This is a genomic window from Hymenobacter sp. APR13, from assembly GCF_000737515.1.
Lineage (GTDB): Bacteria > Bacteroidota > Bacteroidia > Cytophagales > Hymenobacteraceae > Hymenobacter.
Genome location: NZ_CP006588.1, coordinates 37,571 through 61,472, shown reverse-complemented (window position 1 = coordinate 61,472; position 23,902 = coordinate 37,571). Strand labels below are relative to the sequence as shown.

At 60.4% G+C, this 23,902-nt stretch carries 16 protein-coding genes; 3 read left to right on the top strand and 13 right to left on the bottom strand.

Annotation, left to right across the window (positions count from 1 at the left end):
• Entirely contained in the window at positions 1 to 1,098 is a 1,098-nt protein-coding gene (locus N008_RS20770; RefSeq protein ID WP_044019251.1) for an AAA family ATPase, read from the bottom strand.
• Between the two features lie 1,070 nt (positions 1,099 to 2,168).
• Between N008_RS20770 and N008_RS20765 the strand changes: the two genes are divergently transcribed.
• From N008_RS20765 to N008_RS20755, 3 genes are all read left to right on the top strand, one after another.
• Positions 2,169 to 2,552 (top strand): DUF6122 family protein, encoded by a 384-nt coding sequence (locus N008_RS20765; protein WP_316963319.1) that lies wholly within the window; start codon positions 2,169 to 2,171, stop codon positions 2,550 to 2,552.
• A gap of 472 nt (positions 2,553 to 3,024) precedes the next feature.
• Positions 3,025 to 5,274 carry a TonB-dependent receptor family protein gene (locus N008_RS20760; RefSeq protein WP_052381924.1) on the top strand — a complete coding sequence of 750 codons (2,250 nt, stop codon included), beginning with the start codon at positions 3,025 to 3,027 and terminating at the stop codon, positions 5,272 to 5,274.
• Positions 5,275 to 5,410: 136 nt separating this feature from the next.
• Positions 5,411 to 6,337 (top strand): toxin-antitoxin system YwqK family antitoxin, encoded by a 927-nt coding sequence (locus N008_RS20755; protein ID WP_156109488.1) that lies wholly within the window; start codon positions 5,411 to 5,413, stop codon positions 6,335 to 6,337.
• Between the two features lie 623 nt (positions 6,338 to 6,960).
• Here N008_RS20755 and N008_RS20750 read toward each other — a convergent pair.
• The 12 genes from N008_RS20750 to N008_RS20695 form a co-directional block, all read right to left on the bottom strand.
• The gene (locus tag N008_RS20750) at positions 6,961 to 7,899 is read right to left on the bottom strand and encodes a bestrophin family protein (RefSeq protein WP_044019249.1); all 939 of its coding nucleotides are present in this window, start codon (positions 7,897 to 7,899) and stop codon (positions 6,961 to 6,963) included.
• Between the two features lie 89 nt (positions 7,900 to 7,988).
• Positions 7,989 to 10,448 carry a multicopper oxidase domain-containing protein gene (locus N008_RS20745; protein WP_156109487.1) on the bottom strand — a complete coding sequence of 820 codons (2,460 nt, stop codon included), beginning with the start codon at positions 10,446 to 10,448 and terminating at the stop codon, positions 7,989 to 7,991.
• 7 nt (positions 10,449 to 10,455) lie between these two features.
• Positions 10,456 to 11,598, bottom strand: a complete 1,143-nt coding sequence (locus N008_RS22080; protein WP_052381922.1) for a DUF2231 domain-containing protein — start codon at positions 11,596 to 11,598, stop codon at positions 10,456 to 10,458.
• Between the two features lie 320 nt (positions 11,599 to 11,918).
• Complete coding sequence (locus tag N008_RS20735) at positions 11,919 to 12,128, bottom strand: heavy-metal-associated domain-containing protein (RefSeq protein WP_044019248.1); 210 nt, start codon at positions 12,126 to 12,128, stop codon at positions 11,919 to 11,921.
• 255 nt (positions 12,129 to 12,383) lie between these two features.
• Positions 12,384 to 14,999: an alpha-amylase family glycosyl hydrolase gene (locus tag N008_RS20730; RefSeq protein ID WP_231569837.1), complete on the bottom strand. Its 2,616-nt coding sequence runs from the start codon at positions 14,997 to 14,999 to the stop codon at positions 12,384 to 12,386.
• An 841-nt stretch (positions 15,000 to 15,840) separates the two neighbouring features.
• Positions 15,841 to 16,176 carry a four-helix bundle copper-binding protein gene (locus N008_RS22575; protein ID WP_071884653.1) on the bottom strand — a complete coding sequence of 112 codons (336 nt, stop codon included), beginning with the start codon at positions 16,174 to 16,176 and terminating at the stop codon, positions 15,841 to 15,843.
• Positions 16,177 to 16,352: 176 nt separating this feature from the next.
• Entirely contained in the window at positions 16,353 to 16,949 is a 597-nt protein-coding gene (locus N008_RS20720; protein WP_071884652.1) for a helix-turn-helix domain-containing protein, read from the bottom strand.
• A gap of 10 nt (positions 16,950 to 16,959) precedes the next feature.
• Complete coding sequence (locus tag N008_RS20715; RefSeq protein ID WP_044019245.1) at positions 16,960 to 20,181, bottom strand: efflux RND transporter permease subunit; 3,222 nt, start codon at positions 20,179 to 20,181, stop codon at positions 16,960 to 16,962.
• A 102-nt stretch (positions 20,182 to 20,283) separates the two neighbouring features.
• Positions 20,284 to 20,796 carry a YybH family protein gene (locus N008_RS20710; protein ID WP_044019244.1) on the bottom strand — a complete coding sequence of 171 codons (513 nt, stop codon included), beginning with the start codon at positions 20,794 to 20,796 and terminating at the stop codon, positions 20,284 to 20,286.
• 39 nt (positions 20,797 to 20,835) lie between these two features.
• On the bottom strand, positions 20,836 to 21,981 hold the full coding sequence (locus N008_RS20705) for an efflux RND transporter periplasmic adaptor subunit (RefSeq protein WP_044019243.1): 1,146 nt from the start codon (positions 21,979 to 21,981) through the stop codon (positions 20,836 to 20,838).
• A gap of 11 nt (positions 21,982 to 21,992) precedes the next feature.
• Positions 21,993 to 22,622: a hypothetical protein gene (locus N008_RS20700; RefSeq protein ID WP_044019242.1), complete on the bottom strand. Its 630-nt coding sequence runs from the start codon at positions 22,620 to 22,622 to the stop codon at positions 21,993 to 21,995.
• 12 nt (positions 22,623 to 22,634) lie between these two features.
• On the bottom strand, positions 22,635 to 23,876 hold the full coding sequence (locus tag N008_RS20695; protein ID WP_044019241.1) for a TolC family protein: 1,242 nt from the start codon (positions 23,874 to 23,876) through the stop codon (positions 22,635 to 22,637).
• Between the last annotated feature and the right edge of the window lie 26 nt (positions 23,877 to 23,902).

Sequence of the window (23,902 nt, the reverse complement as noted above, 5' to 3'; positions counted from 1 at the left end):
CTAGCCTTTCGGATTAAAGTAGTTGCGCACCTGGCGTAGAGAAATGTCGAGTAACTCCGCAATAGCGGCCTGTGATACCCCATGGGCACTCAAAAAGCCGAGCAGGGCTTCCTGAGAGGCTGCTTCATGGTGCTTGTAGTAGTAGAATTGCAGCAGCAGGTGTTCGTACTCCAGCTTTGGCTTTTTGGCCAGCACGTTCTGAGCAATGGCATTCTGACAGATGGACTTGATGTCGGCCGGGCTGTTGCCCTGTAGCAGTTCGGCCAGGGCCTCCCCTTTTTTGCTGTCCAGGTCAAATCCCAACTCCACGGACTTCAGAAATAGCTGTAGCAGACGCTGAATGTCGGTCGGCTGGGGCAGGGACACGTCGATGATGCTGTTAAACCGGCGCCAAATGGCCTTATCCAGCAATTCCTGATGGTTGGTGGCCGCGATCAGGATGTTGGATTCCACAAACTCATCAATGTTTTGCAGCAAGCTGTTGACCACCCGCTTCAGTTCCCCGAGCTCGTGCTGGTCGTCCCGGGCCTTGGCGATGGCATCAAACTCATCCAAAAACAGGATGCAGGGCTGGCGACTGGCGAATTCGAAAATTTTGCGGATGTTCTTGGCCGTGTTACCCAGCAGCGAGGAAACCAGCGAGTCGAGCCGAGCCACCACCAGCGGGAGGTGCATTTGCTGAGCGATGTAATGGGCAATGGTGGTCTTGCCGCCGCCGGGGGGGCCGTAGAGTAAGAGAGAAGCCTGCGGAGCTACGCCCGCGGCCTGGAGTTCAGAACGATGCTGCAATCGATTCACAAAGCCGTCGAGCTTATGGCGCAGGTTATCAGAAAGAATAACTGGCAGCTCCAACCCTGGCTGGGGCATCACCAGGTCAGCAATATTCATGCGGGTCTCCTGATCAACCGGAGCGGTCAAAAGCTGGTCGAGGTACACGGGCTGGGCCTGCTTGCTGTGCAAGGCGCGCAGGATGCGGTCAGCCGCTTTCGTGTCACCGGCTTTGCGGAGGTTTTCGGCTAGCAGCGTGGCGTAACTAAGCACCTTCTGCGAATCCTTGTTGAGGCCGCCTTCAATGATTTTTATGATTTCTGTGAACATGAGTGCTTTATACGTACTCAAATATACGAAAATCGTTTCTGAAATATTGAAAATCGTTTCTAAAAATATAAAATATGTTTCTGGCAACACTCCATGCTATGAACGGAGGCCCATGGTAGCCTGCTCCTAGTGTTGCCCGTATTGCTCGGGGCATTGCCACCTTCGACAACCCGTTGCCTGACCGGCTGGCAAACGAAGAGCACTGTTTGCAGGCCTATCTATCGAGCAACGGTGAATTATACCCCATCCGTGAGAGGAGTGCAGTGCTTAATCACCGCCTTTCCTGTTCGTGTATACTTCTCAGTTTGGCCGAATGATTTTTTTAAACCGCCACGCTGCCTCGAGGCAGTTCAGGACCTGGAAATTATGCAAGTAAATCGGCCACACGATGCACGGGCAAAGTGCGTAAGCTCACCTAGTCATTCCCACCGAATAGCCGACTCTGTGTTGCCGTTCTTGCCTGGAGGGGATAGCAGCAATCTGTTCACGACCTGGGTATTTTAAGCCCGGTAAGGACATAGGCATCGTAGCAAGCAGGGTAACGACATTGGATGCCCCGCTCAAAACGGATGATTCCATCTTCAACTATGCTGCTTCGATGGTGCCGAGCCACGAGGCCGCCCGCAGGATGGTTGCTCGGGATAAGCCTGTTTACTCGTCCCCAACACGTTTCCTAGCTTCTCTTGCCTGTTTTCAGCTTCATTCGCTATAGCGCCGCCGGCCTGATGTTGGCGCTTGCTGGTTGCCGGTCATCCGCTCTGCCCCCCAAGTTTGCGGCTACTGCCGGGTACCACTCCCCGCGGCCGGTACAGCACTGCGACACGGCGAACTCCCTCCTAGCTCCTGAGCTCCCCTCTGCGCCGCAGAAGCGGGTACAGCCTGAAGTCCAGCCTGCGACCACAAACACTTCGGCCCACCCTTCTTCGAAAAAAAGGGGGCAGCCGAATCGGCTGGGTAGCTTTCAGCCCAAGCCAACGATTAGGGACACGGTAAGTGGCACCACTCAGCCCTTGGTTTCGCGCAGGCCCCGGCAGTACGCCTCCCCCAAGTTCTTCAGCGTCCAAACGTTGGTGCATTATGGGCTGCACTTTCTTTTTCCGGCTGTGTTGGCGCTTGTTTTCTTTCCCGCGGTGTGGCAAACCGCCTACCTGATCATGCTTGCCACCATGATCATGGACCTGGACCACCTGCTGGCCAAGCCTATCTTCGACCCCTTGCGCTGCAGCATCGGGTATCACCCGCTCCACTCTTTTTATGCCATCCCGGTGTATACGCTGCTGCTCCTGCTACCAGTCACGCGGATTGCCGCCGTAGGCCTGCTGTTCCACCTGTTCACGGATACGGTGGATTGCTTGTGGATCTTCAGCCACTGCCGCGCGTGCTACCTCAACTCCCGTATCTATGCCTTGCGCAGCTGGCTAAAGCGGCTCCTAGCCCGTGAGAAGGGTAAGTGAATAGGCAGAAAGGAGCCTGTTGCATTCCCAAAAGTCTTCTGAAGGCTTGATCCGCGCCCTGCCCTTCTTTGTGGCAACGACCATGATGATAGCTTGGGGCCTCATGCCGGCCGCTTTCGTAGCGTTAGGCGTCGGCTTTGGCTTTCGTTAATGAGAAGTACCGGGCGGGCGGCTGCGTCCCCACTACTGTACTGGCGAGGCTTGTAGGCAGAGGATGCGACGCAGTCGCGCTTTCCCCCGGCCATACGCACGGATCTGGTGCTGCCGTTTGCCTAAGCTACCCATTCATCCGGGCCATGTAGCGCGCCCCGCAGTGCCCGAGGCCTTCCCGGGCGAAAGATTACCCCTCATGGCTGGAAATTATGTAAGTAACCAGGGTGATTAGTGTTATTTATAATCTTTCTAAACAAATATACCTTTGTGCCACTATTCCACCTGAAGTCTCCTAATGAGCTGTTCTTTTTACCCGACCATGGCTGGCCTACTGACCAGCTTTGCTTTTTCTATTATTTCCCAGCCCGGGTTGGCCCAGCGGCTGCCGGCGCCCGACACTACGCATCACCAGAAGCTGAGCGAGGTCACCGTTACCGGCACGGCTCCCCATTTCGCCGCTCCCGTTGAGGGCACCACGCTCACGGCCGGCCGCCGCAACGAGCTTATCAGGCCGCGCGACGTGAATGCCAACCTGGCTCAGAACAATGTGCGGCAGGTGCTGGCCCGCGTTCCCGGCCTGATGGTGTGGGAAAACGACGGATCCGGTCAGCAAATTAACATTGCCACCCGGGGCCTGAGCCCTAATCGTAGCTGGGAGTTCAACACCCGGCAGAACGGCTACGACATGAGCGCCGACGCCTTTGGCTACCCCGAGGCCTATTACAATCCGCCGATGGAAGCGGTGGAGCGCATTCAGCTGCTGCGCGGCGGGGCCGGCCTGCAGTTTGGACCCCAGTTTGGTGGTCTGCTCAACTACGAGCTCAAACGTGGTCCCCAGGATAAAAAGGTGGAGGTGGAAACCAGCAATACAGCTGGCTCCAACGGCCTGTTCAACTCCTACAACGCCGTAGGTGGCACGGTAGGCAAAGTGAACTACTATGCATATTACCGCCACCGACAGGGCGACGGCTGGCGTCCCTTTAATCAGTTCACCGTCGACGATGTGCATGCCAACGTACACGTGGCCTTGACCAAGCGTTTGACGCTGGGCGCGGAAGTCAGCTATTTGACCGATAAACTCCAGCAGCCGGGCGGCCTGACCGATGCGCAGTTTGCTCAGGATAGCCGCCAAAGTACCCGCGCCCGCAACTGGCTGAGCACTCCCTGGCTGATTCCGGCGCTGAAGCTGGACTACCAGGCCGGCGAGCGGACCCGCCTGAGCGTGAAAACCTTTGGCCTGGTGGCCTCCCGCAACAGCGTAGGCTTCGTGGCTGGTCTACCCGCGCCCGACACGGTAAACCGCCGCACCCGGCAGTTCGCCGCCCGCCAGGTGGACCGCGACGACTACCGCAACCTTGGCGCCGAGCTGCGGCTGACGCAGGAGGTCCGTTTCCTGGGCCGCACCCACACGCTGGCCTCGGGCCTGCGGGCCTACCGCGCCACCACCTCCCGTCGCCAGCGTGGTACGGGCACCACCGGGTCGGACTTCGACCTGACATTAACCGGTAATGGGCGCTTCACCAACGAGTTTGATTTCACGACTACCAATGCCGCAGCGTTTGCCGAGTTACTGCTCCGCGCCGGTACGCGGCTGAGCGTTACCCCTGGGCTGCGCTATGATTACCTGCGCAATACCGGCAGCGGCTACTTGGGCCGGGCGGCCGATGGGACGAAAAACCGCCTTGCTGACCAGGCCAGCCGCCGCAACGTGCTGCTCTACGGTCTGGGCACCGAATTCCAGCTGTCGCCCACGACCAATCTGTACGCCAACTATTCCCGCGCCTTCCGTCCCGTGCTGTTCGGTGACCTGGTGCCACCAGCTACCTCGGATGTCATCGACCCCAACCTGCAGGATGCCCGCGGCTATACGGCGGAGGTGGGCTACCGCGGCAGCTTCCGGACCTGGCTGCGTTTCGACGTAGGCTACTTCTTCCTCAACTACGAGGACCGTATCGGTGTCATCCGTCGTCCCGTACCCGGTGGCACGACTGGCCAGACCCAACAGTTTCGAACCAACCTGGGCCGTACCCAGACCCACGGCTTGGAAGCCTATGCCGAGTTGGACCTACTTCACTCGCTGACCAGCAACGTCAACCTACCCCACCTGGATCTATTCGCCGCGCTCAGCCTGCTGGACGCCCGCTACGGGAACCTGCCCGTGACCACGCTCACGGGCACGGGCACCAGCACCCAAATCGTGGAAACCAACCTGAAGGGCAACTACGTGGAGAATGCCCCGCGTCAGACCCTGCGCACGGGTCTGACTTTCGCCCACAAGGGCGTGTCCATTACTGGGCAGTTCAGCCACGTCGCCAAAGTGTATGCGGATGCCAGTAACACGGAGACTGCCCCGGCTAGTGCCCAGACCGGCGTCATCCCGGCTTACCAGGTCGCTGACCTTTCCGCTACCTGGAAGCTGGGCCGCGACAACCGCTACCGGCTGAGCGGGGGCGTGAATAACGTGTTCGACGCGCGCTACTTTACCCGGCGCTCGGGTGGCTACCCCGGCCCTGGCATCCTGCCCGCCGACGGCCGCACCTGGTTTGCGGGGCTGGGCCTCACGCTTTAAACAGCGTCCTACCAATTACGCGAAAGGGGGTGCTCCGTTGAGTACCCCCTTTTCTGTGTGGGTCAAAGCCGTGAATAGTCGGCAGCCCGGTATATTTACCTACCGCATTTTGGCTTGTTCTACCTCCTATTCCTGTATGGCAAAACATTACTTTCTACACGCCTTGTTCTGCTTTATTTGCCTGCCCGTGCTGGCCCAGCGACCCAAGCCGGCAGCTGTCAACTTACCGCCGGCCGACACCGTGTATTTTGACCGTGACTGGGAGCGCACCGAGACCCTGGAAGAGGTTTCCTATGCTCGGATTGCCCGCCATGATGCTGCCGGCAAAACGGTGGGCACCGTGCGCGACTACTTCTATCCTTCCTGGAAAAAACAGTGGGAAGGAAAAATGGCCAGTGAAGCCCCGGACAAGCCCACCGGGCTGTGCTGCGGCTGGCACGAAAACGGCCAGATGAGTTTTCGCGGAACGTACGTGAATGGCGTACAACAAGCTGATTTTCGCAGCTGGCATGAGGACGGCCGCGAAATCAAGTGTACATCCGTGCTGCAGGACGCGCTGCCCTTAAGCACGGCTTCCCTCCACTGCAGCAACTGCATGCACACCAGCCGGAAAGTATTCACGGTAGACCTGCCGGTCGGCACGGTCGGCATTATCTATAAGCTGGACGTGCGCGACGAAGGCCAGCCTCCTATTTCCTGGTCAACGGCGCTGGCGGTGGCAGCCGTGGCCAGCAGTGGGGGAACTGCGGCCCCCACCCTGCTGAGCACCGCGGCCACGGCCCTGACCAAGCAAGGCAACAATGCTCCGCCCACGGTGAGCACCAAATGTCACTGGTACATTACCCCCGACGAGCGCGCGGCCCAGCAGTTTCTCGCTACCAAGGGCACCATTACCCGGGACAAAGTGTGCTTTCGGGCAGCAGAAAATACCCCCCAGGAAACCCGCCCCCTTGCGCTGCCGGCCGGTACCCGCCGTCTCTACGTGTGCGTGAACAATGACAACTATACCACCGATGCTACTGCTACGCTCAGCGTAACGGCACTGCTACAATCCTGTCAGTAATGCTGTCCACCCCTTGCCTGCGTTCAGGGGGCAAGGGGAGCCAGCACCGTTTTTTCCTTACTCGACAGACTGCCGTGCGGCCCCGGCCGGTCCACGTAGTGTTGAGTTACCTGCTCACCACTCCGAGCAGATAGTTGCAGTGCATCGAGGCGGGGTGCCAACTGCTGCCAACCATTGGTTATCTCTGCCCTTGATACGTTGGCCCCCCTGGCAGCCAGTCTACACACTACATTTTCAAGCTGGTTGATCTTCATATAGGGAAGGGTCAATAGTAAAAACAATACGCGAAAAAAGAAGCTTGCTATAGAGCTACTCGCGTTACGCTCCCTTCCCGGTTGCCTAAGGATAAACTATGCAACAAATTCCGGGGATGGTGTATCCGATATCAGGCCTACCTGCCTGCCTGCTCTAGTTGCCACCGCAGGTAGACCGGCTTACAAGCCCTGGCCGCAACAGCCTACGCACCCGAAGCCGGACCGGTGAACCGGTTTGACTTGGCAAGCTTCCCTCGGTTGTCAATCTTCTAACTTTAAACACCTTTTAGCAGGTGGAGTAGCTACAGTCCGTAGGGATATGGACCTTTCTGTCAGGCGCAAGGAGAAAGCAGGGTGTAGTACGGGCGGCTAGTAAAGTATGCCATGTTCAGCTTGCACGGGCGCGGGCACCTGCTGTTCGCCCAGCATCTGGCGCAAATCAATCTCGATGCTGCGGCAGAGCGCCGTCATGGGCACGTCGTTCATGCGGTTCTCAAACGGGTCCTCGCTGATGTGGCCCACCAGCTCAATGGTGATGAACACCCAGGATACCAGCACGGAGAACGGCACGGTCAGCCAGTAGTGGCCATGACCCAGCTTCTCGAATTCGGCCAGCAAGCCCAGGGGCAGTAGGGCAATAAAGAGCCACACGAACACCAGACTGGAAAAAGCATACTGCCGGGGAAACGGCGTATTCTTGATGCGCTCACAGCCGCCCTGCAGGTTGGTCATCTCGCGTAGCTCTTCACACAGAGTACGCAGCTGCAACTCACTGAACAGCCCTTCGGCCTCGCGCAGGGCCTGCGTTTGCCGCAGCAGCAGCTGAGCGGGTGGATTGGCCAGCTGTTGCAGCTGCGTGGCCTCGGCCGGGTCGAGCAGGGGTGCCACCTCCGCCTGCCAGCGCTCAGGCTGACGACGCAGGTGCAGGCGTAGCGCATTGACCCAGGCCAGCTGCCGGTACACCAGTTGTCGCTGAAACGCCAGCTGCGCTAGGGTGGTCGTCACCAGGTTGGCCGGCTGGGTATGGCCCAGCACCAGCATCGTCCAGCTGCGACTGCGGTTGACAATCCCGCCCCACAGCTGGCGGGCTTCGGAAAAGCGGTTGTAAGAGCTGCTGTTCTTGAAGCCCACGTAGAACGACACGGCCACGCCCACGATGCTGACCAGCTGCCAGGGCACGTCCAGCCAATGCCAGTGCAGCGGTCCGTAGAGTACGGCCAAGAGCAGATCGTAAGTCAGGAAAAGGAGCACGTCCTTCCAGGAATGGCGCCAGATAACGCGCCAATGAATGTGCTTGCGAATGTACATAATGGGGTAAATCAGCCGCGCCAGGATAGACCACTCAAGTAGCGGCTCAGGAGGCAGCGGGCAAAGCAACGCTCTTGAGGGGCGCTTTGCTAGTAATGAAAGGTCAGACCGGCGCCCCAGCCATACTGGTTATCGTAGTTGGTGCTCAGCGAGGCGTACTTGCTGACCATGTAGCGGAAGCCGAGCGTAAACTCCCGGTCCGTGTTGCCCCGGATGTCCATAAACACATTATTACTCAGGGGCAAATCCCGGCGCTCGAGTTGCAGACGCACCTGACCAGTCAGATCAGAGCGTAACTCTGCGCGCACAAGTAGGGGGAGCAGATAGTACACGCCGAGTTCGGTTTGCCGGCGGAAATTGATGTTGTTGTCTCGAGGACGGCCTTTTTCCAGGGGCGACCCACGTAACGTCTTGTTGTCCCGAAAATCATAGCCCACGAAGGCCGCCCAGAATTGCCGCTTATCGAGGTAGCGCAGCAAGTGGGTTTCGGTTTCGTAGTTTCCCTGGTAATTGACCCGGCCCTCGAATTCCAGCGCGTTGCGGTTATTGGAAAGATTGCCTTCCAGGAAGGCCCCCTGAGAGTGGACCGATAAATCGAGCCAGGGGTAGACCGCATTGTCCTCGCGCTTAAGCATCTTGTAATTCCCCTTCGCGTACTCGTTCTGGGGGCTGGCGTCGTAGCTGATGATGCGGGCCATGCCGGCCATCATGTGGTAGAGGATGTGGCAGTGGAAAAACCAGTCCTGGTACTCGTTGGCCTCAAATTCGATGGTCACCGTGCCCATGGCCGGGATGTCGAAGGTGTGCTTCATGGGCGAGTAAGCGCCCTGGGCGTTGACCAGGCGGAAGAAGTGCCCGTGCAGGTGCAGCGGGTGGCGCATCATGGTCAGGTTGGTGAAGGTCATGCGCACGTTCTCACCCCGGCGGATGGGAATTTTGTCGGCTTCCGACAAGGTTTTGTTGTCAAACGACCAGATGTAGCGCAGCATGTTGCCGGTGAGCGTAAGCTTGATGTCGCGCCACTGCCGGGTAGAATCCAGGGTGGTCGGATTCAGGGCCCGCAACTGGTTGTAGTTAAAGTCGCCGCCCGCGCCCCCCATGCTCATGCCGGCCATTCCACCGCCCATGTCCATGCCGGCCATACTACCCATGTCCTGCGTATTGCCCATGCTCTTACCGCTCTTTTCCTGCATGTTCATGGGCCGGTTTTGGGGAGAGGGGGCCGTGCTGGCGGGCATGGTTCCGTTTTTCATATCCATCCCTTTCATAGAGGGGTCCGCGGGCTGCGTAGACTGCCGGCCGGCCGGCATGTTCATGCCTTTCATCTCCCCACTGCCCCCTTTCATATCCATGCCCTTCATGCCGCCGTTAGGGTCCATCTGGCCGTTGCCGCCCATGTCCATACCGGTCATATTACCCATGCTGCCCATTTCCCGCATCATCTGGAAGTAGTTAATGCGCGGCAAATCGGGCGCTTTCATCGGCTCGCCGGCTCCAAAGAAGCTGGACGAGTAGCCCGTGATGTCGTTGGCGGTGGCTCGCAGTTCGGCCGCGCCCGCGGGTGGAATGGTCACCAGCAGGTCGTAGGTTTCGGCCGTGGCAATTTCAAGCTTGCTGACGGGAAAGGGCTCCACGTTGATGCCATCGGCGGCGATGACCTGCATGGGGCCGCCGGCATACTGCAGGTAGAAGTAGGAGGAGGCGCTGCCGTTGATGACGCGCAGGCGCACCACTTCCCCGGGCTTGGCGTCAGGGTAGTAGCTCTGCTCGCGGCCGTTGGTGAGGAACTTGTTGTAATAGATGTCGGTGAGGTCCATGGCCGGCATGCGGCCCCACTCCTGCCGGACTTTGTCCTTGAAATAGCCGGCCGCAATAGCCTCCCCGTAGCTCTGCGTCGCGCCTTTCTGCACGGCAAACCACTCGCCGGCCCGCTTGAGGTAGCGCAGCACTTCCTTGGGTGGGTGGTCGGTCCAGTCGGAGAGCAGGAGCACGTACTCCTTGAGCTCGTACTTCACCTGCTTGGGCTGAATGACGATGGAGCCGTACAGCCCGTTCTGCTCCTGCAGCATGGTATGGGAGTGGTACCAATAGGTGCCGCTCTGGATCAGCGGAAACGTGAAGGTGTGCATGCCGCCCGGCTCAATGGGGGCCGTGTTAAGGTAGGGCACCCCGTCCTGGTCGTTAGGCAGCAGCAGCCCATGCCAGTGAATGCTGGTTTCCACGCTCATCTGGTTGTGTACCCGGATGATAGCCGTGTCGCCCTCAGTGAAGCGCAGCGTGGGGGCCGGAATCTGCCCGTTGATGGCAATAGCCAGGCGGGTTTTGCCGGTGTAGCTTACCTCCCGCTCATCCACGTACAGGTCATATTCGACCCGGTGGCCGGCGTGGCCCGTGCGGGGCGCCACCACGTGGCCCCGCAGGTCCTGATCCGGGGGCGGGGTGGCCGGGCCATTGGCGGCCTTGCTTTTGGGCATGGCCTGGTGCTGGGGCGTTTGGGCGGCCAGGGAAAGCGAACCAAGCAGAAAGAGTAGAAGGGCAAATAATCTCATCGGGTCGCTACTGGTTAGCATGCTTGGGTTTGTTACGGGCGGGGTTGTTGTCCTCGAAGCGGAACTTGTCCAGGGGGTTGGTGGGCATGCGCATGCCCGGCATCGGGCCCATGGCGGGCATGGGCTGGCCTTTTTCCATACCGGGCATATCGCTCATGTTGTCCATTGGCGGCGTGGCTTGCTTGGGCTGCTTTGAACCCGGCGCCTTCATGCCCGGCATATCGGCCATAGTGCCCATGCCCGCCATGCCGGATGGGGCTTTGGCTGGCTTTATGGCGCCTGGTTTCGGCGGGCTCATGCCGGGCATATTCTCCATCCCGGGCATATCGTTCATGGGTTTCTGCCGGGCCGGGCGGCTCCTATCCATGCCCGCGGGCATGGGCTGACTCCTCTTTTCAGCGGGCATGCGCATGCCCGGCATGTCCGGCATGGTGCTGTTAGCGGGGGCTGGCGGACCAGCCGGCTGGCGGCCGGGCATAGCCCTGTTGTCCATCGCGCCCGGGGCCGTGCGGCTGTCCTTGCTGGTGGAGGCGGGCCCGTTCATGTCCATGCCGGGCATATCAGCAGAACCCGGGGCCGCGAGTGGGTTGGGTGAAGCGGGAGCCTGGTTCGCGTTGTGGTCGTTGCCCCCTGCCGCCTCGTTGTGCGTATCGGCCTCCATCTCCATAGCGGGCATGGCTTCCCCGCCCCCATGGCCGTGGCTTTTATCGAGCAGGCGGCCCTGCGGCCCCACGCCCTCGACGTACACCAGCTGCGCCCCACGGTGCCCAGCCACCGACAATACCCCGGCCGTGGCTATGGCCAACACCAGCACCAGGATTTCGTAGGCCCGCCGCTGAATCTTGAAAAACGTGCCGACACCGGTCAGCAGCAAGGTAATGCCGGAAAGCCACAGGGTGTAGCCCGCGAACTTTTCGTGGGCTTCAAAAACGGCGGCGGCCCGGGGTGCCAGACCCATGGGCATGGCATGAAACACGGTGCTGGCGGCCAGAGCTCCCAGAAAGCCGCCGGCCATCACGGCCATGGTAATCCACTTCACCGGTGGCCAGTCCTTGTACACGTTCAGCGCCTGCAGGCCCGCGCTGAGCAGCAGCAGGACAATAGGTAGATGCACCACCAGGGGGTGCAGGTTGGGAAAATCTGAGAACATAGAGGCAGGCAAAGAATTGAACAGCAGAAAACCGCCGAAAGAGCGGAGCCCTTTCCGGATTCCCGGCGCCGCAACATTTTCCGGTAGTGCAGCGCCGCTTTTTCCCGGCCACGACGAAGCAAATCAGAGAAGTCGTGTTGCTGTGCCAGCAGGCTAGCAGGACGTGACCGGCGGTTCGCTTTACGCAGAGTGGGTGGGGGCGTGTTTGCTGCTATTGCGCGCGCAGCCTACATAATTTCCATGCTTTCCAGTGCTAGGCACCCTGAAAACCAAAAACGCCCGGCAGAACCGGGCGTTTTACGTGCAGACAACGAAGGCGCTTAAGCAGCCGCAATGTTAAAGCCGGCTTTCTCAACGGCCTGAACCACTTGCTCCGCCGTGAGCTGGTCGGAGGTGACGGTGAGAATCTTGTCGGGGCTAGTCGTGTCCACTTGCCAGTTACCCACGCCAGCTTCTTGGTTCAGGGTCGGCGTAACGGCTTTAATGCAGCCGCCGCAGTTAATGTTGGTCTTGAATTGCAGAGTTTTCATGGGAAGAAGAAGTAAGGTCGCCGAGCTAGTCGGTACTGGGTGTACAACGCACAAAAATAGACTCCAGTGCGGCGCCAGGGGTATAGAATTGCGCTTCGGGCTTATATGATTTGCAGGAGAGTTCATACCATGAACTATTTCGTTAGGATCAAGTAGTTGGAGTCTTTTCAGCCCCGTGAGTCTAGTTTAATCCCCTACGAACAGTGCCACCAAATTGTGATGGTCATTCCATAAGGTAGTAGAAAAGCCTGTTTGTTAGGGTTGGATCAAAAGTCGCGTAGTGGCCGTAAGGTTACCGCTTACCACGTTAACTAAGTATACTCCAGCCGACAAACTATCGAGTTTCAGCGGTATTTCCACGACCGTGCCGGCAGGACGCGGGGACAACTGTACCCGGTGTACTTCACCGCCGAGCAGGTTACGTACGCTCACCGTCACCGGGGCCGTAACAGGCGTAGTCAGTCGCACGGTGGCCCGAGTACCGGCCGGGTTCGGGGCGACGCTCAAGTTCAGCGCGGTGCCTTGTTGCGCCCCCCTGGTGCTGAGCACTATACCGGCACGCCGCACCCGCTGCGTGGTGTACACGCGGTACTCCCCGGGCTGCAGGTTTAGTTGGGCATTCACGTTGGTCACGGTAATACTGTCGCCGCTGAGGTAGTTGTACCACTTGCCGGGCCGTTGAAAGGCTGGGTCAATGGTGATACTGGTCACGTCGAAGTTGCCCAGAACGGTCACTTGCTGCGTGGCATCGCCCAGGTGGATGGATTTGCCCGCGCCGGCCAGCTGTTGGGTATAGCTGGTGGGGTTGTCGAACACGGCCTGACTCTTCTTCAGGGCTATCAGCGCCCGGTAGGTGTCGTAGAGCTTACGGCGGGCGGGTTCCTGGTAGTAGTTCCAGCGGATAGGCTTATTGCCGGTGCGCCCGTTGAAGTCGATGCTCACCTCGTAGCCCAGCTCGCCAAACTGCCACAGCATCTTGGGGCCTGGTACGGTGAAGAAAAACGCGGCCGCGGCCTCGTTGCGGGCCAGAGCAGTGGTGAGGTCGCGCACGTTGTGGGCGGGGTTGGATTGGTTGCCAAAGGTGAGGTTGCGGTACATCAGCCGCTCCTCGTCGTGGCTTTCCATGTAGGTCACCAGGCCCGGCTGCGCCCAGCCGCGGCCACCCTGGGCGGTGCTGCCGTAGTAGCCCCCGCTGAAGTTGGAGTTGGGCAGAAAGCCCATGGTAGCCTCGTTGTAGTTGTAGTTAAGGTTGCCCCACAGCAGCATGCCCGCGTTGGCCAGCACCCGTTCTTCGGTATTATCGGCAAAGTGCTCCAGAATAACGAACGCATTCGGGTCCACTGTTTTAATGAAATTGTTGTACTCCATCCAGATGTTCACCCGGGACTGGTCGTACTGGCTCCACTGACCCACGTTGGTGCCGGAAACGGTCTGGGTGAAGCCTTTGGACAGATCGAAGCGGTATCCATCCAGGTGATATTCCTGCAGCCAGAATTCCATCACCCGTTTGGCGTACGTTTTGGTGAAAGCGCTTTCATGGTTGAAGTCGTACCCCACGTTGAAGGGGTGCGTGGCGTCAGCATTAAACCAGGGTGAGTTCGCGGCCGGCTTGCCGGCTGCCCCGTCGAAGTACAGTTGCACCATCGGGTTCTGGCCAAAGGCGTGGTTGAGCACCATATCCAGCGTCACGGCGATGCCGCGGGCGTGGGCGGAATCGATGAAGCGCTTGAGTTCGTTCTTGGGGCCGTAGTACTTGTCGGGGGCCAGGTGAAAGGAGGGGTTGTAGCCCCACGACTCGTTGCCCTCGAACTCGCCCACCGGCAACAACTCGATGACGTTGACCCCGAGGCGCTGCAGGTAGCCTAACGTGTCCACCAGGGTCTGGTAGTCGTGGCGGGCCATGAAGTCGCGTACCAGCAGCTTATAGATGACCAGCTTGCTTTTTGCCGGCTTCTGAAAGGTAGGCACCTGCCAGGTGTACGCCGGCTGATTGGTTTGCAGCACCGACACGATGCCCGAGGTCTGGCCCGTGGGGTAAGCCTTTAGGTTGGGGAAGGTTACGGCCGGAATGAAGCGGTCGTTATTGGGGTCGAGCACTTTCTCAGCGTACGGGTCGGCCACGCGCAGGCTGCCATCCACCAGGTACTGGTAGGCGTATTCGCGCCCCGGCGTCAGGCCGTTGAGCTGCACCCACCACTGGTTGCCGTCGGGCGTCTGGTTCATGTAGGCCGGCTGGTCGGGCTGCCAGTTGTTGAACTCGCCGAGGGCGTACACGAACTGTTTGCCCGGGGCCGTGAGCACCAGCACGGCGGAAGCTCCCCCAGCCAAGTAGTTGATGCCGTCGCGTACGCCGGCGGGCAGGGCGGCCGTGGTTACAACCGGGCGCACGTACACAATGGCCGAGTCCGACACGGACGTGGTGCCCAGGGTAGCTGTGAGGCGGATGACGTTGCGGCCCGCCCGGGTGGGCGTCACGCTGCCGGTAAAGCTCGTGGCATTGGATTGCTGGCCGACCTGGGTGCCATTAAGACGCAGCGTTAGAGTCGCGGCCTGAGAGGCGACACCCGCCACGTTCACCGGTGCCCCCGAGCTGATAAAGATGGGGTTCTGACCCGTTGCTGGGGCAGTAAGGCGCACGGCCAGGGCGCTGCTCTGGCTTACGTCCACGAAGATATCAGCCCCACCGGTGGCCCGGCCGACCTGGGTGCCGGCGGCGTTGCGAAACACCATGGCCAACTTCAGAACCTGCTCGGCGGCCGGCACGTTGAACCAGGCCCGCACGCTGGGCGTGATGCTTAACGCGTAGGTATTAGGGCCGGTGCAGGTAAGCAGCACCGAGGGGTCAGGAGCGGTAAAATTGGTAAATTTCACATACCTCCAATCCGAAGGTGAAGCGCTAAGGTTAGTGATAACCCCGATGTGAGCGTACACGTCACCGGTAAAGTTGTTCAGGCCCTGGTTGCCTTGCGTGGCATCAAAGGACAGAGTAACTGGGTCAGTCGCCGCAAAGAAAGCCGGAGCGGTTGAGACCACCTGGGCCCGCACAACACCAGTCAGCACCAACAGCCAAGCTAAGAGCAGGAAATTTTTCATGTATCGTGGAGAAAGAGTCGGGGAAACCGCTACACTACTTTTTGTAGAATACCCACACGATTGTCGTGATAAGGGTAAGAGGTAAAAGGCAGTCATCGAAAATCAGTAAGCTTTCAGCCAAGCGTGCGCGCCCCGACATTACCACCTATCGGGCAGTGGCAGGTAAGAGAAGGATAATGCACGGGTCACTACTGCCAGGCATGCCACACCCAAACTCCGAATTATGAGCACAAACCATGGGAGAAGTGGCGTTTACATCTGTAGACCATGCTCTAAGTGGCAAAGCGAGCAGATGAAAAGCGAGCAGATGAAAAGCGAGCAGATGAAAAGCGAGCAGATAAGAAGCTGAGCCAGTTGCTGATTCTTGGGAGATCGTCCCATTCAAGTCACCGCACTGGTCTCCGTAAAGAGCTAACAGCGGGGCTGCGCAGTATCGGGCAAGTCTGGGAAGGGGGTGAGCCGCTACAGGTATTAGGGCACCGCGTGATTAGTTCAAAGGTAAAATCCCGTCAAATAGTAAGAAATGTACTATCGGGTTTATTGCTTGCAACATTACACTCATACAAATGCAAAAAGCCAGCTCAATTCACATGAGCTGGCTTTTTTGGTGTCAGGTAGTCTAGGCGTTCAAACCTTGACGGCAGGCCTGCTCGCAGCGGCGGCAGGCTTCCGCGCACTCCCGGCAGTGCTGCATATGCGCGCCGTGCTTTTCGCATTCGTCACCACAGGCCTTGCAGATTTCGGCGCACTCGCGCAGCAGGTGCTGGGCGTGCTCAGAGCCGCGGGCCAGCAGACGAGCGGTGAGGGCGCAGATGTCGGCACAGTCCCGGTCCAGGCTAATACAGCGGACCATCATGCGCACATCCTGCTCTTGCAGGCAGGCGGTAGCGCAGTGTTCGCACGAGGCGATGCAGGCATTGAGGGCGTCGAGCAGGTTCTGGTTTTGAGTGTGCATGATACTGGAAGGTTAAGGATGAATAATTTCCAGTATATACTTGCCGTGCAGCCAGTAGTTGTGCACGATTAAAGCCGATTACCTGCATAATTTACTCGGCTCCACTTTTGCAAGCCGCTTTCTCGGCTTACCCCGTCAAGGTGCTATTTTAGCAAGAACCCGAACCCTACAAGGCCTTAGCCGCTTGCACCCGAATCAGAAAGTGTAGCGACGGAAGCCTGCAGAAGGCACTGGCGGCGGTACTCGCTGGGAGAAAGCCCCGTTGCGCGCTGAAACTGCCTGGAGAGGTGGCCCAGATTGCTAAATCCCAGTACTGTAGCAATGCGCCCCACGGGCAGCGTACCATCCCGCAGCAGGCACCGGGCCTCTTCCACGCGCTGCCGGATGACGTACTGTTCCAGGCTCAGTCCTTCAGTGGCCGAAAACACGTCGCTCAGGTAAGCAAAGCGTCGCTGCAGGCGCTCGCTCAGCAGTCGGGAGAAGTGTCCGCTACGTAGCGCGGCGGGCTCCTTACGCAGCAGCTCGGCAATTACTTCCTTGATTTGCACTACGAGGCGCTGCTGGGGGGAGAGCCGGTCGAGCAAGGCAAAGCCTTCCGCTTCCAGACGCTGCTGCAGTCGGGCCCAGTCAATGACCTGCTGGGTGCCCAGCAGTTCCACTTCCCCCAGTTCCACGCGTAACGGCACCAGGCCCAACTCCACGAGGAGTTCGCGCACTACCAGGATGCACTTTGAGCAGACCATATGCCGGACATACAGGAGCGTGGAGGCCATGGGACAAGGGCTACAGGGCCGGGGACAAATCGGTCTGATCGCCCGGGGGCGTGAGCGGCTGCGCATCCAGTTCCTGCGGGTGCTCATCCAGGCCTACTTCCCGATGGGCGGCGAAATACTGGGTCAAGGCCTTCTCCCCTACCAGCCAGAACACCACGGGCGTGACGATGATGTCGAGAAAGGTGGACGAGAGCAGCCCTCCGAGGATGACGGTGGCCACCGGGTAGAGGATTTCCTTGCCCGGGGCGTCCTTGGCCAGCGTGAGCGGCACCAGGGCCAGGGCCGCTACCAGCGCCGTCATCAGCACGGGCACCAGGCGCTCCAGCGAGCCGCGGACGATCATCTTTTTGCCGAAGGTCTCGCCCTCATGCTCCACGAGGTGGATGTAGTGGGAAATCATCATGATGCCGTTGCGCGAGGCAATGCCGGTGAGCGTGATAAAGCCCACGAGCGAGGCAATGCTGAACGTGCTGCCCGTGAGCAGCACCGCCACCACCGAGCCAATCAGGGCCAGGGGGATGTTAAGCATAATCTGGCCCACCATGTAGGTGGACTTGAAGTGCGAGTAGAGCACCAGGAAGATGCCGGCCAGCGAAAACAAGCTCAGCCACAGAATCTTTTGCGAGGCCGACTGCTGGCTCTCGAACTGCCCGCCGTAGGTGAGGTAGTAGCCCGCCGGCAGCTTCACCTGCTGGCTGACTTTGGCTTGAATCTCCTTCACCGTGGAGCCCAGGTCGCGCTCGGCTACGTTAAGCGAGATGGTAATGCGGCGCTGGGTATTTTCGTGGTTGACGGTGTTGGGCCCCGGCTCGTAGATGACATCCGCCACCTGGCTCACGGGAATCATGGCGCCCGTGGGCGTCTCAATGCGGGTCTGGCCAATGGCCGCGATGTCGTTGCGCTGCGCTTCGGGCAGCTTCACCACCAGGTCGAAGCGCTTCTGCCCGTCGAGCATCTGCGAGACCACGGCGCCCTGAAACAGGGTTTCCAGGTCACGCACCACTTCGCCCCGGGCCATGCCGTAGGCTCGTAGGGCGTCGTCCTTGGGCCGGATGAGCAGCTGCGGTATCTGCACCTGCTTCTCGACCTGTAGGTCCACCACGCCCGGCACCGTGCCGGCCGCCGTGCGGATTTCATTGGCGTAGCGGCGCAGCTCCAGCAAATCATTGCCGAACACCTTGATGGCCACCTGGGCACGCACGCCCGACAAGAGGTGGTCGAGGCGGTGGGAGATGGGCTGGCCGATGTTCACGTTCACGCCCGTGATCAGGCTGAGCTTCTGGCGCATATCGGCCAGAATCTCGTCCCGGCTGCGCATGGTTTTGCCCTCCTTTTCCAGTTCTTCCTCCGTTTTGAAGGCCACCTCAATTTCCGAGTTATTCACCGACTCGGCGTGCTCGTCGAGCTCGGCGCGGCCGGTGCGGCGGGCCGTGTAGGCCACTTCCGGAATCTTGAGCATTTGCTCCTCACCCAGCGTGCCCAACCGGTTGCTTTCCGTTAGCGACGTGCCGGCGGGGGCCGAGAAGTTGACCGTCAGCGAGCCTTCGTTGAAAGGCGGCAGAAACTCCGTGCCGAAGAAAGGCACCATGGCCGCGGCCATGACAAAGAGCAAGGCCGTGGAGGTCAGGATGAGTTTAGGGTGGGTCAGGCCCCAAGTAAGCAGGCGAGTATCCTTCTTCTTCAGCCAGCGCACCAGTGGACCATCCGTTTCGGGGTGGTCCATCTGCTTCATCTTCGGCAGTAGGTAGTAACATAGCACCGGCGTGACGGTGAGCGACACGAACAGCGAAGCCACGATGCTGGTGATGTAGGCAATGCCCAAGGGCGCAAAGATTCGTCCTTCCATGCCTTCCAGCGCAAACAGCGGCAGGAACACCAGCACCACGATGATGGTGGCGTACACGATGGAGTTGCGTACCTCCGATGAGGCCGCATAGATAACCTTGAGTACCGGCTGGGGAGTGGCCCGTTGCCGGTTTTCGCGCAGGCGGCGGTATACGTTCTCCACGTCCACGATGGCATCGTCCACGAGCTCGCCGATGGCGATGGCCAGCCCGCCCAACGTCATGGTGTTGATGGAGATGCCCGCCAGGCGAAACACCAGCGCCGTCACGAGCAGCGATAACGGAATAGCCACCAACGAAATAAAGGTGGTGCGCACATTCAGCAGAAAGGCAAACAAGACGATGACCACGAGAATGGCCCCATCGCGCAAGGCCTCCTCCACGTTGGTAATGGAGGAATCAATGAACTCCGACTGCTTGAACAGGCGCGTATTTACCTGCACATCCTTGGGCAAAGAGGGCTTGAGCTCGACCAGGGCCTTCTCCACGGCCTGCGTGAGACCCACGGTGGCGGCCCCCGGCTGCTTCTCAATGCTCAGGATGACGGCGGGCTTACCGTTCACGCTGCCGTCGCCGCGCTTGAAGCGGGCCCCGAATTCCACGTTAGCCACGTCCGCCACGCGGACCGGGGACTGGTCGCGGTAGCCGACGATAATGTTTTCGATGTCCTTGACCGAGCGCAGCCGGCCCAGGTTGCGGATGAGCACCTCCGAGCCATTACGGTCGAAGAAGTTGCCCGTGGTGTTCAGGTTGGACTGGCGCAAGGCTTCCTCCACCTGGTTTACCGTCAGGCCGGTGGCATTTAGCCGGGGCATGTCCAGCAGCACCTGGTACTGCAGGTTGTCGCCGCCGATGGGAATGACCTGGGCCACGCCGGGTATGGAGAGCAGGCGTTGGCGCACGGTGTAGTTGGCCAGCGTGCGCAAATCAGCCGCATTGGTCTGCTTGCCTCCTGTCAGGCCCACGAGCATAATCTGGCCCATAACCGAGGAAATGGGCCCCAGCACGGGCGTTACGCCCTGGGGCAGCTGCTCGCCGGTGGTCTGGAGCTTTTCACTCACGATCTGGCGGGCCGTGAAAATATCGGTGCCGTAGTCGAACTCCACGAACACCATGCCCAGGCCGATGGCCGAGTTGGAGCGCACCGCCGACACGCCGGTGGCTCCGTTCAGGGCCGTTTCCACGGGTAGCGTCACCAGGGCCTCCACTTCCTCGGGCGCCATGCCCGGGGCTTCTAAGAATACCGTCACGCGAGGACGGTCCAGGTCGGGCAGCACGTCCACGGGCAGCTGGCCCGCGGTGTAGGTGCCGGCAATGAGCAGGCCCAGGGCGAAGGCCAGCATCAGCAGGCGGTTCTGCAGGGCAAAGCGAATTATCTGATCGAGCATCGGTTGTTAGCGCAAAAAAGGAAGAAGCGAGGGGGCCGGAAGGCCCCTCCCCTCCCGGAATCGGCAGCGTCCCGGACAAGTAGCCCAGGCCCACCGGACTGCTTATTTTTTAGGACGTGGGGTGCGAGCCGAGGAGTGGGTGCTCATAATCTGCCACTGGCCGGCGGCGTTTTTGCGCAGCACCGACGTGGCCACCCCGCGGCGGACAACAGGCGCCTTGGCCTGCTTATCCTGGGGGCCGTTCTTGAGATTGATCGTGTAGGTGTAAGTCTCCGTCGCGAAGGCGTAGGGACCGTCGACCTGCACGGCGGCCTTGTAGTCGCTAAAGGTGAAGGCGCTGAACTCTTTCAACTCCGGCCCCAGATGGTGCTCGGCATAGTGGCGGTAAGTGCCTTCCACCCCGCCCGACTCAAACACCTGGGAGTTAGGTGCGAACAGGCGGTGGGTACCCGTCGTATCGAGTTTTTGCACGGCCTGCTGGTACTTGGTCAGCACCATTTTCACGGCGGCCTCATCGGCAGCGGAGCCGGCGGCGGGGGCCGTCTGGGCCTGTGCCGTGGCGGCGGTAAGGGTCAGCAGGGCAAGCAAAGCGGCAAAGGCAAAGCGATTTTTCATGGCAAGCGGACGGAGCGTGAGGCCACCGGGCAGGGGGCACTATTGGTTGAGGTAAATGGACTTGAGCTGGTAAGTGCCGGCGGTCACTACCCGGTCATTTTCGTTGACCTGGCCTTGCAGCAGTACCGTTTGCTGCCCGTTGACCGCTCCCGGCTGCACAAAGCGAATCTTAAAGTGCTCGGGCTCGGTGTGCACGAACACGACGGGTTTGCCATTGAGGTCGGTGATAGCGGAAGTGGGTACTACCAGCTGGGACCGGCCCCCACCCGTCTGACCTACGACCTGCACGTTCACCGCCTGGCCCGCGCGGTAGGCACTACTCTCGGTAGCGTCCAGCTCCAGCACCAATTGGCGGGCCTGGTTCACGGGGTTCACCACGTTGGAGAACACCACGAGCCGGGCCGGTACACCGGCCTGCCCCTGCAGGCCTTCCACGCGGAACTGCGCGCCGGGCGTGATCTTAGCCAAGTCCTGGGCAAACACCTGAGCTTCCACCCGCAGCTTACCCGGGTTCAATACCCGCAGCAGCTCGTCGCCCTGGTTTACCTGCTGGCCCACGGCCAGGTTGAATACATCCACCGTGCCGCTCACCGGCGAGGTAATGGATATTCGGCGCTGCTGACCCTGCCCGTTGTAAATGCTGGCGTTCTGCCGGGCCTGGCGCAGGCGAAGCTCGGCCGCCACCACGTCCTTGCGGGCCGCGATGTCGGCGATGCTCTGCAGCCGGGCATAGTCTTGTTGGGCGGCGCGCAATTCGGCCTGGGCATTAGCCCGCTCGGTGCTGAGTCCAATCTGCTGGGTAGCATCCAGGGTTTGCTCGATAACGGCCAGCGTCTGCCCGGCCCGCACGGATTGGCCCACTTGCGCCGAGAGGCTCACGATGCGCCCCCCCTGGGGCACGACGACTCGCCCTTCGCCCCCGGCTGCCGCCGATACCGTGCCGTAGAGCGTGGCCCGGCTATAGGTGGTGGAGTACTCGGCCAGGTTGGTCCGTACCTGAAACAGAAACTGACTTTCTTTGGGCAGCAATACCTCATCGGTCAAGGCCACGCCGGTGCTGGCTTTGGCTTCGCCACCGTGGTCTTCACCCCCGTGCGCCTGTACCGTACCCGGCGGAGGCAACAGCACGGTCAATCCGAAGCCAACTGCGGCTGTGGCCGCCAGGAATTTATAGTGGGTCTTCATATCCTGAATAATTAAGAAATGGGCGTGCGGTGGCGGGCAGTCAAAGCCGGCTCCGAAGTGTGCAGCACTGAATCCGGGGATTGGCGCCGGCGGCGCAGCAGCAACGCTGTCAGGGCGATGCCGAGCACGAAGGCGCCCACCACGGCCAGGATGGTTTTCCAGGAGGAAAAAAGCGATGGGGTCGCAGTGGGAGTGGCAGCCGCCACCGGGAGCTTCTCCCCTACCTTGATACCTTCCAGCAGCAGCAAGTCCGCTTTGTCGCCAACCACAATGTTGGCCGCAAAGCTGTAGGTCTTGTTGGCGGGGAACTGGCCTTCCACCAGGTACACCCCCGGCTCCTGTTCGGTCACCGCCCACTTCAGGTTGGCATCTTCCGGGTTGGTAAGCGTGAGCTTGGCGCCTTGGAGAGGGACGTTGGTGGCGTAGTCGGAGAGGAACAGGCGCAGATCGGCCGGCTTACCCCCTTCCAGCGGCTCGTAGCGCAGCAGCGCCTCAAACTGTTCCGAGAGCGCGGCGACGGAAAACGACGTGGCCCCGGCTGGCGTCGATGCTTTGGCGCCGTCGCCGTGGTCTTCGCCCCCGTGAGCGGAGGCAGAGGCGCTTAGCAGCAGGCCCAGCAGCAAAATCAGGAGTTGTTTCATGAGGATTGACGGTTATTCGCCCCGCAGGTAGTTAAGCTCGACCAAAGCCTGGCGGTAGTCGCGGATGGTGGTCAGGTAGGTATTCTGAATGGCGAACGCCTGGTTCAGGCTCAAAATCAGCTGTAGGTAGCTGACTTCCCCGGCGCGGAACAGGCGCTGGGATTGGCTGATAATGGCCTGTGACTGGGGCAGACCGGTTTGTTCGTAGTAGCCCAGCGAGGCCGCAAACTTGCGCGAGTCAGCTAGGGCCTGCTGATACTGTCCACTCAACTCCAGCCGCTGGGCCTGGAGCTGATAGTTGGCGGCCTGGGAGCGAGCCGTAGCCGCCTGCAGCTGCGAGCGGTAGGTCCAGAACCAGATGGGAACCGATACCCCAAACTGGAAGCGGTAGCGAGTAGGCGAATAATCGTACCCCTGATTCTGATAGCCCACCGTCAGAGCCGGTGTGCGCCGGGCTCGAACTAAGCTGATGCCCGACTGGCTCAAGGCCACGTTCTGGGTGGCAGCCGCCAGCGTAGGGCTACGTACCAGGGCGGTGCTGTCTTCGGTGGGCAGACTGCTGAGCAGCGCCCCACCCACCTGCCCCAGTTCGGGGCCGGTGCGGCGCAGGTCGGTGGTGGTGGTCAGGGCCGCAGTGGGTTGGCCCAACAGCAAGCCCAGGCGGCGCTGGGCGGCGCGCTGGTCGGCAGTCGCCTGCTGCAGCTGCACGGTCACCTGCCGCGCCTCGGCGTCGGTGCTGATGCGCTGCAGGGAGGTGACTTCGCCGGCGGCGAACAGGCGCTCGGTGGCCACGCGCAGGGCGCGAAACAGGCTGTCCTGATAGGTAAGCTGTCGCACCTGCGCCTCGGCAAACTGCAGGCTGAGGTAGGCCAGGCGGGTATCGCGCAGCACGCTGGCCCGGCTCACCTCGCGGTTGCGTTCGGCCAGGGTAACACCTGCCTGGGCCACTTGGCGCTGGCGCCGGTAGACGTTAGGCAAGTCGATGGTTTGTACTACGCCGGGGGCCCACATTTCCCCCGTGGGCGCCGAGAACAGAAAGTCCGGGTTGGCGGGTGCGAAGGAGCCCCGTTTGAGCGCGCGCTGCTCCTCGATTTCGCGATCAGACTGCCGCAGCCGTGGGTGCCGCCGCAACGTGAGGGCTTCGGCGCTGTCGAGGCTGATGGCGGTTTGGGCCCGCGCGTCTTCTAGGAGCAACCCAATCAGCGCCAGCACCAGCAGCCCTTGCGCTGCCCATTTCAGGTTTAGAAACTTCATATTGTCAGGTTAGAGCCCGTCATGGG

Bases quoted from the DNA above. Each gene is read 5' to 3' on its own strand.
- N008_RS20770 (WP_044019251.1), bottom strand. From the start codon at position 1,098: ATGTTCACAGAAATCATAAAAATCATTGAAGGCGGCCTCAACAAGGAT.
- N008_RS20760 (WP_052381924.1), top strand. From the start codon at position 3,025: ATGGCTGGCCTACTGACCAGCTTTGCTTTTTCTATTATTTCCCAGCCC.
- N008_RS20755 (WP_156109488.1), top strand. From the start codon at position 5,411: ATGGCAAAACATTACTTTCTACACGCCTTGTTCTGCTTTATTTGCCTG.
- N008_RS20750 (WP_044019249.1), bottom strand. From the start codon at position 7,899: ATGTACATTCGCAAGCACATTCATTGGCGCGTTATCTGGCGCCATTCC.
- N008_RS20745 (WP_156109487.1), bottom strand. From the start codon at position 10,448: ATGAGATTATTTGCCCTTCTACTCTTTCTGCTTGGTTCGCTTTCCCTG.
- N008_RS22080 (WP_052381922.1), bottom strand. From the start codon at position 11,598: ATGTTCTCAGATTTTCCCAACCTGCACCCCCTGGTGGTGCATCTACCT.
- N008_RS20735 (WP_044019248.1), bottom strand. From the start codon at position 12,128: ATGAAAACTCTGCAATTCAAGACCAACATTAACTGCGGCGGCTGCATT.
- N008_RS22575 (WP_071884653.1), bottom strand. From the start codon at position 16,176: ATGCACACTCAAAACCAGAACCTGCTCGACGCCCTCAATGCCTGCATC.
- N008_RS20720 (WP_071884652.1), bottom strand. From the start codon at position 16,949: ATGGCCTCCACGCTCCTGTATGTCCGGCATATGGTCTGCTCAAAGTGC.
- N008_RS20715 (WP_044019245.1), bottom strand. From the start codon at position 20,181: ATGCTCGATCAGATAATTCGCTTTGCCCTGCAGAACCGCCTGCTGATG.
- N008_RS20710 (WP_044019244.1), bottom strand. From the start codon at position 20,796: ATGAAAAATCGCTTTGCCTTTGCCGCTTTGCTTGCCCTGCTGACCCTT.
- N008_RS20705 (WP_044019243.1), bottom strand. From the start codon at position 21,981: ATGAAGACCCACTATAAATTCCTGGCGGCCACAGCCGCAGTTGGCTTC.
- N008_RS20700 (WP_044019242.1), bottom strand. From the start codon at position 22,622: ATGAAACAACTCCTGATTTTGCTGCTGGGCCTGCTGCTAAGCGCCTCT.
- N008_RS20695 (WP_044019241.1), bottom strand. From the start codon at position 23,876: ATGAAGTTTCTAAACCTGAAATGGGCAGCGCAAGGGCTGCTGGTGCTG.